Here is a 15,073-nt window from a genome sequence, read left to right as displayed (position 1 = left end):
ATGGTGTTATACTTAGAGTGAAAAACAGGAATCTTGATTCTAAAATGAAAGGGGATTCAATATGATAGCTATCTTCGTTTACAATATTCTTTTGATCATTCTTTATTCCATCACCATGGCGTTTGCTATAAATTCCTATCTAAAAGAAAAAAACAAAGTGTTTCTGCTGATCAGTTTCTATCTAGCCTTCTTCATTTTTGACAACATCATTATTTATATGACCGAATTCATCAATTCCTTTGCCCAAAGTTATGACCAAGCATTTATGAGTGCCCCTGCGGTTAAGACCATCATCTTTATGGGAAATGCCTTCTTCTCCGCTTCCATCATTGCCGAACTGCGTAAAGAAAAACTCAAACCGTTCCACTATGGCCTGCTCATTGCTTTAGCCGTTTGGATGGTCTCTATTCCATTATTAGAAAATTCAGCCTTCAAAGTTTGGCTCTATTATTTAGGAAATCAAATTTTTCTCCTTTATTTGGGCTTTTATTGTTGGCGAGGAACTAAAAAAGAGTTGCCCGATTTAAATAAAGGCTATCTAAAAAAATTAGCGATCATCAATTTTCTGTTTAGTATTCTGATCGTCCTAGAGGATAGCTTTGTAATCTTCAATGTTGACCAATACAGCTCTTTAACGACCAAAATATATAATCGGAGCATCTCTGAAGACATTTTTTCTATTACCGTTTGCCTGCTGCTCTTCCACTTCTTTTTAAAAGAGCGGCAAATTTCTGAAGAGGAAAGCCCTGAAGAGCAAGAAGAATCAATCATGATTCAAAGATTTTGTCATGCTCACCAATTCACGCAAAGGGAAACTGAAGTTTTTGAACTGCTGATGTTCCATCGAACCAATCAAGAAATCGCCGATCAGCTCTTCCTTTCTCTTGGAACAGTCAAGACCCACGTACACAATATTTTTATTAAACTTGATATCAAGAAGCGCACACAGATTTTTCCGCTTTTTGAAGACTATCAAGCCTCCTCCAGTGAAAAAATGACATTAAAAAAGAGCAACGATTTTTCATAAAAAATCGTTGCTCTTTTTTTAATTGTCATCTGGGTGATGTTCATCGGATGAAGATGAACTAGAGCTTGATGAACTAGATGATCGTGAAGAATCCGATTCACGTGAACGAGAATCAGACTCCGCTTTTTTACGGGAAGATTCGTCCTTCTCACTATTATCAATAGAATCCAATATCTCTTTATAGGAGTCATATGTCTCCTGTTTTTCAGCTAAATCTTTTTTCAACTCTGTTAGTTCTTTGTTACGTTCTGATAATGCTTTGGCTTGGCGCTCCTGATAACTCTTTTCTGCCGCTGCCATTGAAGCATCACTCTGCTGAATCTGTGAAGCAAAACTATCATTTTCGTTTGCTAGCTGGTTTTTGACCGGAGCCAATTTATCCAACAACTGTCCTTTAAATTTACCATCTGGCAAGACCGCCAATGTTTTAACCCCTGCCAAATAGTCGGTTAAGGTCAAACTAGTTCCTTTATTTACTAAATTCGTCACATCACTCTCAGCATTAGCGAAATCTTTTGATTGTGTCTCTGCTATGCCCAAAAGCATGCTGATATCTTGGCCCCAGTCCTTATCCTTCGCAGGACTTTCACCCAACTCTTCCTTCAACGCCTTAATCTTGTTCTCCTCAGGATCTTTTAAAATAGGGCGAGCAGACAAGTCTAACCCGTTTAATACGTCGCTTTCAAACAGATCATTCAGCCCAACTTGAATTTCAAAATTCTTTTTGGCTTGATCAATGTCTTCTAATGTTTGGCTTTCTCCCCGTTGATTCTTCACCTCAGAGGCTAAGTCATCAAAAGCCTCCGCCGAGATATCCGCTTTAAAATAGCCCGACTTTTGATCCTCATAAAGATCCGTAAGACGATCATTCAGGACTTTCTTGTTCTCTTTCTCTGACTGGATCACTTTTTCTTGATAGATGTGGTAGCTGGCAAAACTTACTGCGCCAAACACAACCAGTCCTAATAACACCCAACCGATTGTTTTTTTGTTCAAACCGGCTCCTCCTTATTCGTTTTTAAGTATCTATTTTTCAAAAAACAAAAAATAGATTTTATTCTCATGCCGTATACCATTCTACTAGTATCGGTCACTTTTATTTACTTCAACCTTTTTTTTGAGCTTATCACTGAACGAACTGCCAAAAGTTGAACTGGCATCCTTATTCGTTTTTAAGTATCTATTTTTCAAAAAACAAAAAATAGATTTTATTCTCATGCCGTATACCATTCTACTAGTATCGGTCACTTTTATTTACTTCAACCTTTTTTTGAGCTTATCACTGAACGAACTGCCAAAAGTTGAACTGGCATCCTTATTCGTTTTTAAGTATCTATTTTTCAAAAAACAAAAAATAGATTTTATTCTCATGCCGTATACCATTCTACTAGTATCGGTCACTTTTATTTACTTCAACCATTTTTTTGAGCTTATTTCTGATCAAACTGCCAAAAGTTGAACTGGCATCCTTATTCGTTTTAATGTATCTATTTTTCAGAAACCGAAAAATAGGGTTTATTCTCATGCCGTATACCATTCTACTAGTATCGGTCACTTTTATTTACTTCAACCTTTTTTTGAGCTTATCACTGAACGAACTGCCAAAAGTTGAACTGGCATCCTTATTCGTTTTTAAGTATCTATTTTTCAAAAATCGAAAAATAGGGTTTATTCTCATGCCGTATACCATTCTACTAGTATCGGTCACTTTTATTTACTTCAACCTTTTTTTGAGCTTATCACTGAACGAACTGCCAAAAGTTGAACTGGCATCCTTATTCGTTTTAATCTATCTATTTTCCTTGTCCTTTGTCATTCACCTATGAACCAATAAAATTGAACATGCACATGGACTTCTGAACACAATTTGTCAATATTATAGCATTTTAATCATTACAAAGCATAAGTTATAGGGAAATCTTTAGCAACTCTTTCTATTTTTTTGTTATTTTAAATTTATTATAAAAATCTAATCGTTTTATTATCTTGATGGCTAACTTTTAGTTTCCGCCAATTTTTTTGATAAACTCTTTCTTATATTAAAAAAAGGACTGATTTTATTGGAAAGTCATGAAGAATTAGAAAGAGGATTAAAAAATCGGCATGTGCAATTAATTTCGATTGGAGGAGCAATCGGCACTGGGCTGTTTCTTGGCGCCGGAAAAACGATCCAACTTACCGGTCCTTCGATTCTTTTATCTTATATGATCACAGGCATCATTATTTTTTTGATTATGCGTGCATTAGGTGAATTAATGCTGTCAAATTTAAATTATCATTCATTTTTAGATTTCATTGCAGATTACTTAGGAAATAAAGCCGCCTTCGTTACTGGTTGGACCTATTGGTTTTGCTGGATCGCGATCGCGATGGCCGACTTGACGGCAACTGGAATGTACGTCAACTACTGGCTGCCGGGTATTCCTCAATGGCTGCCAGAGATTATCGCACTCGTTCTACTATTAGGCTTGAATCTAGTAGCCGTAGGTCTTTTTGGGGAAATGGAATTCTGGTTTGCTCTGATCAAAGTCGTTGCAATCATCGTTTTGATTGTTGTCGGTGCTTTTATGATCTTCACCAGCTTCAAAACAAGCGCAGGCACAGTAAATGTCAGCAATTTATGGAGCCACGGCGGCTTCTTCCCGAAAGGCATGAACGGTTTCGTTCTATCGTTTCAAATGGCGACCTTTGCCTTTTGCGGGGTGGAATTGGTCGGCTTAATCGGCGGTGAAACTTCTGATCCAAAATCTGTTTTACCAAAAGCGATCAATACCATTCCATTGCGGATTATTTTGTTTTATCTAGGCTCCTTATTCATGATCATGTCAATCTATCCTTGGTCGAGTCTATCCGCAGATCAAAGCCCGTTCGTCCAAGTTTTTTCAGAGATTGGAATTGCAGCGGCGGCTTCGATCGTTAATTTAGTCGTTTTAAGTTCTGCTATGTCGGCCTGCAACAGCGCGATCTACAGTACTAGTCGGATGGTTCGATCGCTGGCTCAAGAAGGCAGTGCGCCAAGCCGCTTTACCAAACTGACTCGTAATCGCGTTCCGGGGAATGCACTGGTATTCTCAACACTCGTCATTTTTATTGCGGTGATTCTGAACTTCTTCGTGCCTAGTCGGATTTTTACGATGATCAGCTCGATCGCGACGATCTGCTTTATCTTTATTTGGGGGATGATCGTCCTCACTCATATGCGTTATCGCAAAACAAAACCGGAACTAGCAGCTAAGGGTTCTTTCAAACTGCCGCTCTTTCCTTACACCAGCTATTTGATATTCGCTTTTCTGGCGTTTGTCTTGTTCGTTCTAGCACTAGCAGATGATACTCGAGAGGCTTTGTTTTTCTCGCCAATCTGGTTTATCACCCTTCTAGGGATTTACTACTTCAAATTCGAGCAAAATATACCGATATTCAACAAAATTTTTCGAAATTCTGATGACTAGAATTAAAATCAGTTATTTATTTCGTTTCATTACTTATGTAAACTATTCACAAAAAGGCTCTGAACAATCGAACTGCCCCGTACATAGGACAGCTCTGATAGTTCAGAGCCTCTTCAATTAATCAGAAAATCCGCTGGCTTAGCTGCCTTCGCTATTGTCCTTAAACAACTGACTTTCGCGACGAATTTGATAGATTTTATGGATATTGATAATCAACGTTTTAATCACGGCATACACTGGAATACAGATCAGCATCCCAACAATTCCCGCAACACTGCCTGCTCCAATCAAAACCAAGATGATCGTCAACGGATGGATATTCAACGACTTGCCAAACAGCAGCGGTTTGATCAGATTGCCGTCTAATTGTTGAATGACCAGCACTGAAAGCCCCATATAAAGCGCCTGCAGCGGTGAAATGAACAGTCCTACGATGATTGCCGGCACGGCTCCAATAAAGGGACCGACATACGGAATAATATTAGTGATTCCGCAGAAAAGAGCCAGCAGCAAGCTATACGGCTGTTTAAAGATCGTCATCGCAATAAAACTCAAGATCCCAATGATAAAGGCATCTAAAACCGTACTGCTGATATACGCGGATAATGTTTCATTTAATTCGCGAACCGTTTGACGCAATTCCTTACGAATCGATATTGGAAAGAACTGAGAAACAGCGTCTAAGAATTTATGTCCATCCTTGAACATGAAAATCAAGATAAAAGGAACCGTAAATAATAGAACAAAAAATTTCATCGCAAACCCAACAATTCGTGACAAACTAGAGGTTACACTAACGATCCCGACTTTAAGCAGATTATTGATTGTTAAATTCGCAGATGCCAGCTGTTGTTCAAGATTGAAATTCTTAAATTCCTCTCGATTAGCCAGATCATTTATCCAGCGGCCGGATTCCTCTGCATATACAGGCAGATTTTGCGTCAGCTGAACCGTTTGTTCGATCATCTTCGGAACAGCATTCATCATGATCAACACAATAATAAAGGCGATCACAACAAAGGATAAGAGAAAACCAACGACGCGCGGCAATCCCCCGCGTTCTTCCAAAATGACAACGATTGGATCGAACATATAATAAAGAAAACCAGCAATTAACAACGGCATTACGATCGCGGAGATCATCCCCAGCACTGGTTCGAAAATATTAGGCATTTGCAGCAGAAAATAAATACCTATAATAGTTAAGACAATCTCGGCTGTCCAAAAAAACAGTTTTGATTGTTTGAAACGTGTCAGCATAAAAGCCTCCTTAAAAAAATTCTTATCCCCCAGGATATGGCTTCATCTTATCATTTCTAGAATCAAGTAAGAATGCTTTTATTAAAAATAAAGTAAAAGTTTTATATAAACTAAACAAATCAATTAAATTGAAATTGCTCCTTCATTTTTCAAATTATTGCTTAAAACGGACGGTTTAAGCCTATTTTTTGTGTCGGAATTCGTTCTTCGCTACAATAAAAAGAAAAAGGATTTGATAAAAATGGAACGACCTTCGACAAAAGCGACCCGTTGGATCAAGTTTATCGGCGGCCGGAACCTACTCTTTACCTTGATTGCCGGTGTCTTATTAGGAGCTTTGATTTTTATTTTTTACCATGTGCGGTTTATCTTTAATCCATTGCTGATTATTTTTAAAACGATCTTTGCCCCTGTCCTGCTGGCACTGATCCTGTATTATTTATTGGACCCGATCGTCAATTATTTCGAGAAAAAAGGGATCAAGCGAATCTATTCAATTTTAGGGATCGTTGTTGTCCTCTTACTTCTTTTAAGCGCCTTTAGTGTTTGGGCTGTTCCTAAAATTTATAGTCAAACGGCGAATTTGGTGAATGACTTCCCGCAGCACGTTGATTCTTTCAACCAAACGTTACAGGAACTTGTCTCTGGAACGGTCTTAGAAAGTCCGACAGCTGATATTTTTGATTCTTTAGAAGATATTGTTTACCAAGTAATTAACACTCTGTCCAATTCTTTAGGCGATATCCAGAGTTTTATCGGCGGATTATTTTCAACCGTTGGCGGCTTTTTCATCATTCTATTTACTGCACCGATCATTACCTTCTTCTTACTGAAGGATGCGCGTCACTTTTATCAGTACTTTTTAAAATTGCTGCCGCCTAAATTCCGCGACGATTCAAATGAACTAGGCGGGATCTTAAACAGCCAGGTTGGGGATTATTTGAAAGGCCAATTTATTGTCGCCCTAGCCAATGGCTTGATTGTCTTTGTCGGCTTTTTGATCATCGGTATGCCCTATGGCTTGCCATTGGCCATTTTAGTTACAGTCACTTCATTTATTCCTTATATCGGCCCTTTTATTGCCTTTGTCCCGTGTGCGGTGATTGCTTTGCTGCATTCCTTCCAAATGTTGTTGGGTTTGGTTGCTGTCTGGATCGTCGAACAAATTTTGAATGGCAATGTGATCGAGCCGAAAGTTTTAGGTGATCAATTAAAGGTCCATCCTGTAACCATCGTTTTGGTCTTATTAGTGATGGGAAATCTATTCGGTCTCTTCGGTTTAGTTTTCGGTATTCCAACCTATACGGTATTCAAGGCCTTTGGCGTCTTTCTTTTCCGAAAATTCAAGCAACGCTACAATCGCTATTATGGCACTGATGAAGGTGAATATGAAAAAACTGAGTTTTCGCAAGAAGAATATCCCAGCAATTAGAAAACTGTTCATTTTTGAGCAGTTTTTTTTCGCAAAAAAAAGGAGCGGATCTCTCCGCTCCTTGCTGCTATTTCAGTCGTGTCACAAAACGCTCCAAGCGCTGAATCGCTTCTTTTAATTCATAAATCGAATACGCATAGGAAAGACGGATGAAACCTTCGCCGCTTTTTCCAAACGCCGAGCCAGGAACGACCGCCAGCTTTTCTTCATCCAGCAAGCGCAAAGCAAATTCTTCACTGCTTAAGCCGAATTGACTGATCTGCGGGAAGAGATAAAAGGCTCCCTTCGCCTTATAACAGGTCAATCCCATTTTCTCTAGCGCATGATGCAGATAGTTCCGCCGTTCTTCATAGGACAACCGCATCGGTTCCACGGTTTCCTGCCAATTATTTTTCAATCCTGCTAACGCCGCATATTGACTCGCTGTAGGTGCCGCCATAATCGTATACTGATGCAGCTTCAACAACTGCTCCATAAACATCTCTGGACCAGCCATAAAACCTAAGCGCCAGCCAGTCATCGCAAACCCTTTTGAAAAACCGTTGATAACGATTGTTCGTTCCCGCATCCCAGGCAATTCCGCGATGCTGGTAAACGGTTCATCGTAAACCAGTTCCGCATAAATTTCGTCCGTAATAACCAGCAGATCATGTTTTTTCACGACATCCGCGATCTTAATCAGCGCTTCGCGATCCATTGTCCCGCCTGTCGGGTTATTTGGATAAGACAAAATCAAGATTTTGCTTTTCTCAGTCAATACGCCTTCCAGCTCTTCCGGCGTCAACATAAATTGATTTTCTGCTTTCAAATCAATCGTTACCGGCGTGCCGCCGACTATTTGAGTGATCGGTTCGTAACATACAAAACTAGGTTGAGGAATGATTACCTCATCGCCAGGATCGACAAATGTTCGTAAGGCGATGTCGATGGCTTCGCTGCCGCCAACTGTAACAACGATCTCCGTTTTCGGATCATAGTTAACCTTATTGCGAAAAAGTAAATAATCGCTGATTTTTTCACGTAATTCAATCAGACCGGCATTAGCCGTATAAAATGTCCGCCCTTCTTGAATCGAACGAACCCCTTCTTGCGTCATGTGAGAAGGCGTATCAAAATCTGGTTCCCCAACACCTAGCGAGATCGCGTCAGGCTGTTCAGAAACGATGTCAAAGAATTTCCGAATGCCTGATGGCTGGATATCTGTAATTTTTTTCGTTAAAAAATCTCTCATGGGCTCACCTGAATTCTAGGGTCGGAGTCATCTTGATACATATCAATGCCCCACTCCTTGTATTTGTCCAGCAAGAAATGCGTCTGCGTTCCCGAAACATCCGGGATTGACGCTAAATTCGTCGAAATAAATTTCGAGATTTCTTTAATGTTGCGCCCCTGCAGCAGCAAAATGAAATCGAACCCGCCGCTGACAAAAAAGAACGATTTGACTTCGGGAAATTTCCGTACCCGTTCCGCGATTTCACGATACCCTTCTTCGCCTTTCGGAATCGTTTGAACCTCAACCAAAGCCTCGATCCAATCATCCTCCACTTTATCCCAATCAATCAGGGCCCGATAGCCGCAAATAATTTTTTCTTCTTCCAGTCGTTTGATTTCCGCAGAAACGATCACTTCATCCTCGCCCAGCATCACCGCGTATTCTTCCATACTTAACCGACAGTCGGATTCAATCAGCTTCAATAATTGCTTGCGTTTACTTTGTTCCATATGAACGTCTCCTTCAGTTTAACAAGTTGTTAGGATTTTTTAATCTTTTACTTATTATTCCCAAAAAAGGAAAAACTGTCAAATTATTTTGAAAATTCAGCCAACAGCGTTAAAATTACTGCAAATTTTCCTTTTGCTCGAAATTTTTCACTTTTTTTATAACACAAACACTAAATTTCATAGTACAATAAACAGGATGAGCAACAAGAAAAATGCGTAGAGGCAGGAGGATTGTGAATGGAACAAGTAATCGAAATGTTTATTGAAAAACAGCGTCAACGCTTAGCGGATGGCAAGATCCGTCAAGAAGAGTACGAGGCATTTTTAGACGGAATTAATGATGCTCTTTCATTTTTAGGGATGCATTATGTGAATGGCTCCGAAACCGTCGAAAAGGATGACCGCAAACCAGCAACCTTTAACGAGATCGAAGAGAAATACAAAAAGTTCCGCGAAGTCGCTATGTACAAAAACAGCTTCTTGCGAGTATCAGATATCATTAAACATTCCGGTCAAATGACGGATGATCTTAAAAAAATTACCAAGACAGTTCAAGAAGAACTTTAAAGAAGCGGATAACCGCTTCTTTTTTTGCTTTCTAAACAAAAATAGACCTGGTTTCCCAGATCTATCCCTTCATTAATAACTCGTTGTAAAAAGCCTGTCCGATTTCCTTCAGTTCGCTTTTATTAAAGGACTTGGCGATCCAAGTCGGCATAGGAGCCTCTACTGTTCCGTAAATCTCGATCATCACTTGAATAAAGAGCTGTGCGTTCAATTGATCGATGGCTTTTCTTAGACGTCTAGCTGGTTCCAGCAGTTGGCTTTCCATCTGACGTGTTCGATAAATCCGATAAATCGTCCGGCCTTCTTCAGCTGCTAACGAAAATAGCGGCTGCTCTTCAGCGATCGTTTGCAGACTCTCTTGTTTGTAGCGATCATAACGCTGCTGCCACTCCAGTAATTCTCCGTATACGGTTTCAATTTTTTGTTTGCGAACTGTAGCCAATGCGCTATAAAAATCAATCGGCAGCTTTTCCACTCGACGTTCTCTTTTGATCCAGGTTGCCAAGGTCGATTGCGGGATTCCTGCGAGCTTACCGAACTGCTCGACAGTCATTCCGAGATCACGACGGATGTACATCTTTATTGGGTGCTCAATCATTGTTAATGACATTTTACCACCTAGCTCTCCTGCGATATTTATACTTCATTATATAAAAGAATGAAAAAAATACCAAGACGAAAAGCTCTTTTACCCTTCGTCTCGGTATTTATTTTCGCTCTTTCTGCTGCTCCAAGCGTTGATTTGGCATGTCCTTTTGCTGGTTCAGACGTCGTTCCGTCATCGCCTTTTGCATCGCCATTCGTTGCTTTTGTTTTTCTAAACGGTCGATCTCATTTTCTACTCGCCGTTTATCGTTCCCATCTAAAGATGTAAGTCGCTCTTTCCGCTCATTGATCTCGTTATTGATATGCCCTTCCCAATCGGCCATGACTTGTTTCCACCGTTCAGGGTCATGATCGCCGTTTGCCTTCATTGAATCACGCAGCAAGGTTGAATATCGTCTTACTGAATTGCCCCAAACCTGATTTCGATCTTGAAAGTAATCCGCCTGCTGCTGATCATCCAATGTCGCAAGCAAGTTGTCTTCTTCGCGATCAATAATATTTTGCAAAAAGGCCATGATCGGCAAAATCAAATAAATGATTAAAGCAGGACGTACATAAAATAGTCCAAAGATCAGCACGATCACTCGAAATCCAATCGATACCATGTCCTGCTTGTTCAGCTCGTTTACTCGCCGTTTTCGTTGTTCCTCGTCCTTCAACGATTGACTTGTCAAAGCCACGATCAAACGCCGCATCACTAGCGTCACAATCAGAGTCAGCACCCCATAGATCAAAAGTGTTTGTTTGGTTGTATCTTCAATTAGTAACCGTGTCGCTGATGGAACCAATGATAAGAAGAATAATAATAGCAGATAAACCACGAGATCCTTATTCTTCACTTGTTCGATCTTATTAAACGCGTACCCGGTCTGAAACCACAGATTCGCCACAAAACAAAAACTAATAAAATAAATTCCCACCGCTCTTAACAGTGAGTACATATCGACAGCGCCATTTGCGGCCGTCTGAATCGGTAATTCTAAAACGATGATGGTCAAAATAATCGCAATGATCGCATCGCCAAAAACGACAACACGTTCCTTCATATTCTCCACTCCTTTTCATACTTCTGGTCTATCATATACCAAATCGTCAAAAAAGAATAAAGATAAGGGAAGCCGTTGAAACGGTCTTTTAGCTGATCCGCTCCTCTTCCGGCAGTACATTTTTATCGGATAAACGCGTCAAAAGAATCACTGAAACGATTACAATCAAGAATCCCAGCAGCTGAACTCTGGCAAAATGACTGTTGAACAGCACCACACTTAAAATCGTCGCCAAAATCGGCTCGACCACCGTTAAAACGCTGGCCAGCGACGCCTCAATAAATCGCAAACTAGATAATTGAAATAAAAAAGGCAGCGCCGTTCCAAAAACGATGATGCTGATAACTAACCCCAGCGAGTAGCTGTCCATTTGAAATTCCGGCCGCCAGATCGGTCGAATTGGCTGAAACGCAAGACCGCCAATAAGCATTCCGAGCCCTGCAATACGCATTTCACCATACTTCACTAATAATTTCCGAGGCTGCAGCGTATAAAAAGCCAGTGTAACCGCCGACGCGATCCCCATAATAAAGCCCATCGTCGAAATATTCAGCGTTCGAATGCTGCCTTCTGCCACAATCAAAAAAACACCGACAAAGGTCGCAAGCATCAATAAAACTTCGAGCCATTTGATCTTCTTTTCCTTATTCAAAACCAAAAAAATAAAGATGAAGATAGGTCCAGTAAACTGCAGGATCGTCGCGATAGCCGCCCCGCTGTACTGGATCGCTTTGAAATAGGTATACTGTACACCCAGCATACCGATTAAAGAAAACAATACTAAACTAAATAAATCCTTTGAAGAAAATTTTCTTCGCGGGACATTTCGCTGAAAAAAACTGAGACCTGTCAGCAGCAGGCCCGCAATCAAAAGACGTACACTCGCTAACCATTCAGGCGAAACGAAATATTTTTCAAAAAGAATTTGGCACATGATCCCTGATAGTGCCCATAACGCACCTGCCGAACAGGCTAACAACACTCCTCTAACTTTCATTGCTTACTCCGATCTCTTTTTTTATGAAGGGCTGAACGAATACCCCTGTTTACTTTTTCCATCATTATAGCATTCATCAAAAAACGCGCTAGTCGGAAAAAGCCGTAACAGCAAAAAAAGCGCAAGAAAGTGAGTGTGGAACTCAATCTTTCTGCGCTTCATTCATTTTTTATTTTATTCGCCGATTGGTAAAATCAATTGCGATTCTGCCAAATCTAAGGTGTACTGAATATCTTGATTTCCGCGAACAGTCATGCCGAAGTCCGTACCATAAACCGCTAAACCGATTTGACGGCCTGCTGGTAAATGATACATCGTTGGATGCAAGATCACTTCGATCTCGACGAATTCATTCGCCTTCAGATCATCGTTTTTCCATGCATTTTCACGGTTTTGCAAATTGATATGCCCGCGAGTGATTAATTTATAGTCATTTTCTGCGCCTAATTTGAATTCCACGAGATTGTCCTCGCGCCAATTGCGGCCCAGCGGCAAGCCATGCAGCGCCACCACATCCGGCACAGGTTTCAAGCGTTTGGCTGTCCCAAAATCGATCAACTCAAAACTCAGCATTCCTAAATCAACACTGGAAGCCACTTTAATTTTGACTTTTGGACGACCGTTTAAGAAGAGCTCTTCATCCAATGCTTCTGATTTCACCAAGTAGCGGTGACCATCCATTGGCCCGTTTTCCTTCAGTTCCTTTTCCCACAGCTCAATATTTTTCGTGTAGCCTTCGTATTGATCTTTTGGCAACTGATCATTGAAGCTTACTTGACCAGCTTCGACGGTTGTTGACAACGCCTTTTCACCTAAATGATAAACTTTTTCAGCCGCTGGTGCCCAATCCTTGACGGTATCCCACGTTTCAGCCGCGGTATTTTTTTGGTAAACGATATCTGGTAAAATTTCTTTGGCATTATTTTCAACGCCGTACAATTTATGGCTTAACCACAAATTCATCATGTCTTGGAAATCCACTGACGGCATATTATTGATGTAAACGTGCTGTCCTTGATGCAAAATCAATTTCTTCGCTACCGGCACATCTTTCAATGCGTCCCATAAATCCGCAACTTGACGAGGCTTCACATTCCAGTCATTTAACCCATGAACCATTACCACGTCACACTTGATATCCTTAATAAATGGCAAGTAATTCCGTTCATCCCAGAAAGTATTATAATTTCCAGTCTTGCGGTCCTGTAATTCGGCCATTTCTTTTAGATAATCCAAGAAAAATTTCTTACTGTGCAGGTAATCACCGGCATTGCGCATTTTGCTGAAGGTTTCGATTGCTAAAACATCCGCATCTTCTCCTGGAAATCCGCCTGGCGCGATGACTAAGCCATTGTCACGATAGTATTGATACCAATCAGAGATCGCCGCTTCGGAAATAATTGTTTCTAAGCCTTCCACTTGACGCGTCGCACAGGCCGTTGCTAAGGTTCCTAGATAAGATTTCCCGGTCATCGCTACTTTTCCGTTGCTCCACCAAGCTTTGATTTCAATATTATCTGTACGATTAGTGAAAGCCCGGCGATTACCGGCCAGCCATTCGATATAAGCAACCATCGAAGTTGTTTGCTCCACCGAACCGCACGTTTGAATCCCATCAGAGTCACGTGTCCCGATTCCTGCACCATACACGACCGCAAAACCGCGAGCCAAGAAGAAATCGTTCAAGCTATGATTGTTTTCTCGTGCGAAGGTTTCAGTCGCATGGGTGGCTTTGCCTTTTACTTCTCGTTCAGCCGGCAATTCCACCAGTGCTGGTTTATATTGAATATCCTCATAAGTAGTCTCTGTCGGTTCTTTCCGTTTCAATGGGACGTTTACATCATAAGTCAGTTCTTCGCCAGCAGGCCCATTGACCCCTTGGCTATACGGACTTGCCGTGAATAGAGTTGCGACTTGCAAGCCATCCTCTGTTTCGACAGGGCGCAAGATTTCTAATTTTAGCAGATCTCTTTTGCCGTCTTTATCCGTATCTAGCGGCGCTTCTACATAGACGACCTCACGGATCAATTGAGCCGTGTCAAAAACTGCTTGCGCTTTGCCGTTGAAGAAGAAGGGTTTGCTGACTTCTTTGTCTACATAGAACCCTTCTGAAGCAAGTTTGTCTAAATAATTCAGACCATTCTTTGTGTGACTCGTTAATAGTAAATACCAGGCTTCAATGATTGTTTCGCTGGTAGAAAAGTCGCCATCCTTCATGGGGACACCGATTTTTTCAGCCTCTGCCAAAACGTTTTTTGGATCGAAATCAATTGTCGGTTCAAAATCCAGTAATTGCAGGCCCATAGTATAGAAGACTTCTTTTGTTAACGGAGAGCCGGCTTGATAAAATTCGGCCAAATCTGTGTGCTCATCTGCCAAAAAGTTGCTAAGTTTATTCGTAAAGCCACTTTCATCGCGGACAGTTAAAAAACTTTTTCGTAAAAATTCAAACCATAATGTCTTCGCATCTTTTGCTGAATCAATGGCTAAAAAGCCACTCTTCATCAATTCTTTTTTCGCTTCTTCAAGTGAGACACGTTTTAAACCAAATTGATGTAATTTCATTTACTTCTCTCCTTTTTTTTCTGATAAAATAAGTATAACAAATACTACCAGCAAGTTCGGTTAAAGTTCAATGAAAACGATTACTGTGACTTGTTTAAGGAGGATAACATGGAAAAAATGACCTATTGCCAAAGCTGCGGGATGCCCTTAACCAAAGGAACGCACGGCACCGAGCATGATGGCTCTCAAAATAATGACTACTGTCTCTATTGTTACAAACACGGAACTTTCGTAGATGACTGCACGATGGATGATATGATCGCCATCAGCCTGCAGCATATGAAAGAAGCCGGTATTTTAGCAGAACAAGGAAAAACCGAAGAAGAAACCAAAGAATTCTTGGACAGCTTCTTCCCTGAATTGAAACGGTGGAAAAAATAGGAATAATCCCCTTCATATATT

The 15,073-nt window shown here is 40.7% G+C and carries 13 protein-coding genes; 5 read left to right on the top strand and 8 right to left on the bottom strand.

Annotated elements, in window-relative coordinates; all coding sequences use genetic code 11:
- Positions 1-61 precede the first annotated feature (61 nt).
- A complete protein-coding gene (locus I585_RS23840) occupies positions 62-1,027 on the top strand; it encodes a response regulator transcription factor (RefSeq protein WP_010741731.1) in 966 nt (321 codons plus the stop codon).
- Between the two features lie 18 nt (positions 1,028-1,045).
- Here the strand turns inward: I585_RS23840 and I585_RS10420 are convergent, their stop codons facing one another.
- Positions 1,046-2,023, bottom strand: a complete 978-nt coding sequence (locus I585_RS10420; protein ID WP_010741730.1) for a hypothetical protein — start codon at positions 2,021-2,023, stop codon at positions 1,046-1,048.
- 1,064 nt (positions 2,024-3,087) lie between these two features.
- Between I585_RS10420 and I585_RS10415 the strand changes: the two genes are divergently transcribed.
- Complete coding sequence (locus I585_RS10415; protein WP_010741729.1) at positions 3,088-4,476, top strand: amino acid permease; 1,389 nt, start codon at positions 3,088-3,090, stop codon at positions 4,474-4,476.
- Positions 4,477-4,614: 138 nt separating this feature from the next.
- Here the strand turns inward: I585_RS10415 and I585_RS10410 are convergent, their stop codons facing one another.
- Entirely contained in the window at positions 4,615-5,736 is a 1,122-nt protein-coding gene (locus I585_RS10410) for an AI-2E family transporter (RefSeq protein WP_010741728.1), read from the bottom strand.
- 241 nt (positions 5,737-5,977) lie between these two features.
- Between I585_RS10410 and I585_RS10405 the strand changes: the two genes are divergently transcribed.
- The gene (locus I585_RS10405; RefSeq protein ID WP_010741727.1) at positions 5,978-7,168 is read left to right on the top strand and encodes an AI-2E family transporter; all 1,191 of its coding nucleotides are present in this window, start codon (positions 5,978-5,980) and stop codon (positions 7,166-7,168) included.
- Between the two features lie 67 nt (positions 7,169-7,235).
- Here the strand turns inward: I585_RS10405 and I585_RS10400 are convergent, their stop codons facing one another.
- Together I585_RS10400 and I585_RS10395 are read right to left on the bottom strand one after the other, a co-directional pair.
- Positions 7,236-8,399, bottom strand: a complete 1,164-nt coding sequence (locus I585_RS10400) for an aminotransferase class I/II-fold pyridoxal phosphate-dependent enzyme (protein WP_010741726.1) — start codon at positions 8,397-8,399, stop codon at positions 7,236-7,238.
- Positions 8,396-8,890, bottom strand: coding sequence for an Lrp/AsnC family transcriptional regulator (locus I585_RS10395; protein WP_010741725.1), 495 nt, complete (start codon positions 8,888-8,890; stop codon positions 8,396-8,398). The genes I585_RS10400 and I585_RS10395 overlap by 4 nt, the downstream gene beginning before the upstream one ends.
- Before the next feature lie 237 nt (positions 8,891-9,127).
- On the opposite strand from I585_RS10395, the gene I585_RS10390 reads away from it, so the two are divergent.
- Positions 9,128-9,457, top strand: coding sequence for a hypothetical protein (locus tag I585_RS10390; protein ID WP_010741724.1), 330 nt, complete (start codon positions 9,128-9,130; stop codon positions 9,455-9,457).
- A 61-nt stretch (positions 9,458-9,518) separates the two neighbouring features.
- Here I585_RS10390 and I585_RS10385 read toward each other — a convergent pair whose 3' ends face one another.
- From I585_RS10385 to I585_RS10370, 4 genes are all read right to left on the bottom strand, one after another.
- Positions 9,519-10,067 carry a hypothetical protein gene (locus tag I585_RS10385; protein ID WP_010741723.1) on the bottom strand — a complete coding sequence of 183 codons (549 nt, stop codon included), beginning with the start codon at positions 10,065-10,067 and terminating at the stop codon, positions 9,519-9,521.
- Positions 10,068-10,164: 97 nt separating this feature from the next.
- Positions 10,165-11,109, bottom strand: coding sequence for a TMEM175 family protein (locus I585_RS10380; RefSeq protein ID WP_010741722.1), 945 nt, complete (start codon positions 11,107-11,109; stop codon positions 10,165-10,167).
- 88 nt (positions 11,110-11,197) lie between these two features.
- Positions 11,198-12,106 (bottom strand): DMT family transporter, encoded by a 909-nt coding sequence (locus I585_RS10375; RefSeq protein WP_010741721.1) that lies wholly within the window; start codon positions 12,104-12,106, stop codon positions 11,198-11,200.
- A 174-nt stretch (positions 12,107-12,280) separates the two neighbouring features.
- Entirely contained in the window at positions 12,281-14,671 is a 2,391-nt protein-coding gene (locus tag I585_RS10370) for a Xaa-Pro dipeptidyl-peptidase (RefSeq protein WP_010741720.1), read from the bottom strand.
- Positions 14,672-14,779: 108 nt separating this feature from the next.
- Between I585_RS10370 and I585_RS10365 the strand changes: the two genes are divergently transcribed.
- Complete coding sequence (locus I585_RS10365) at positions 14,780-15,052, top strand: zinc ribbon domain-containing protein (protein ID WP_010741719.1); 273 nt, start codon at positions 14,780-14,782, stop codon at positions 15,050-15,052.
- Positions 15,053-15,073: the final 21 nt, after the last annotated feature.

This window comes from Enterococcus malodoratus ATCC 43197, from assembly GCF_000407185.1.
GTDB lineage: Bacteria > Bacillota > Bacilli > Lactobacillales > Enterococcaceae > Enterococcus_A > Enterococcus_A malodoratus.
Note: the sequence above shows the minus strand (reverse complement) of the source record. Positions and strands in the feature narration are given on the sequence as shown.

Bases quoted from the DNA above. Each gene is read 5' to 3' on its own strand.
- I585_RS10390 (WP_010741724.1), top strand. From the start codon at position 9,128: ATGGAACAAGTAATCGAAATGTTTATTGAAAAACAGCGTCAACGCTTA.
- I585_RS10410 (WP_010741728.1), bottom strand. From the start codon at position 5,736: ATGCTGACACGTTTCAAACAATCAAAACTGTTTTTTTGGACAGCCGAG.
- I585_RS10400 (WP_010741726.1), bottom strand. From the start codon at position 8,399: ATGAGAGATTTTTTAACGAAAAAAATTACAGATATCCAGCCATCAGGC.
- I585_RS23840 (WP_010741731.1), top strand. From the start codon at position 62: ATGATAGCTATCTTCGTTTACAATATTCTTTTGATCATTCTTTATTCC.
- I585_RS10365 (WP_010741719.1), top strand. From the start codon at position 14,780: ATGGAAAAAATGACCTATTGCCAAAGCTGCGGGATGCCCTTAACCAAA.
- I585_RS10370 (WP_010741720.1), bottom strand. From the start codon at position 14,671: ATGAAATTACATCAATTTGGTTTAAAACGTGTCTCACTTGAAGAAGCG.
- I585_RS10385 (WP_010741723.1), bottom strand. From the start codon at position 10,067: ATGTCATTAACAATGATTGAGCACCCAATAAAGATGTACATCCGTCGT.
- I585_RS10405 (WP_010741727.1), top strand. From the start codon at position 5,978: ATGGAACGACCTTCGACAAAAGCGACCCGTTGGATCAAGTTTATCGGC.
- I585_RS10380 (WP_010741722.1), bottom strand. From the start codon at position 11,109: ATGAAGGAACGTGTTGTCGTTTTTGGCGATGCGATCATTGCGATTATT.
- I585_RS10375 (WP_010741721.1), bottom strand. From the start codon at position 12,106: ATGAAAGTTAGAGGAGTGTTGTTAGCCTGTTCGGCAGGTGCGTTATGG.
- I585_RS10395 (WP_010741725.1), bottom strand. From the start codon at position 8,890: ATGGAACAAAGTAAACGCAAGCAATTATTGAAGCTGATTGAATCCGAC.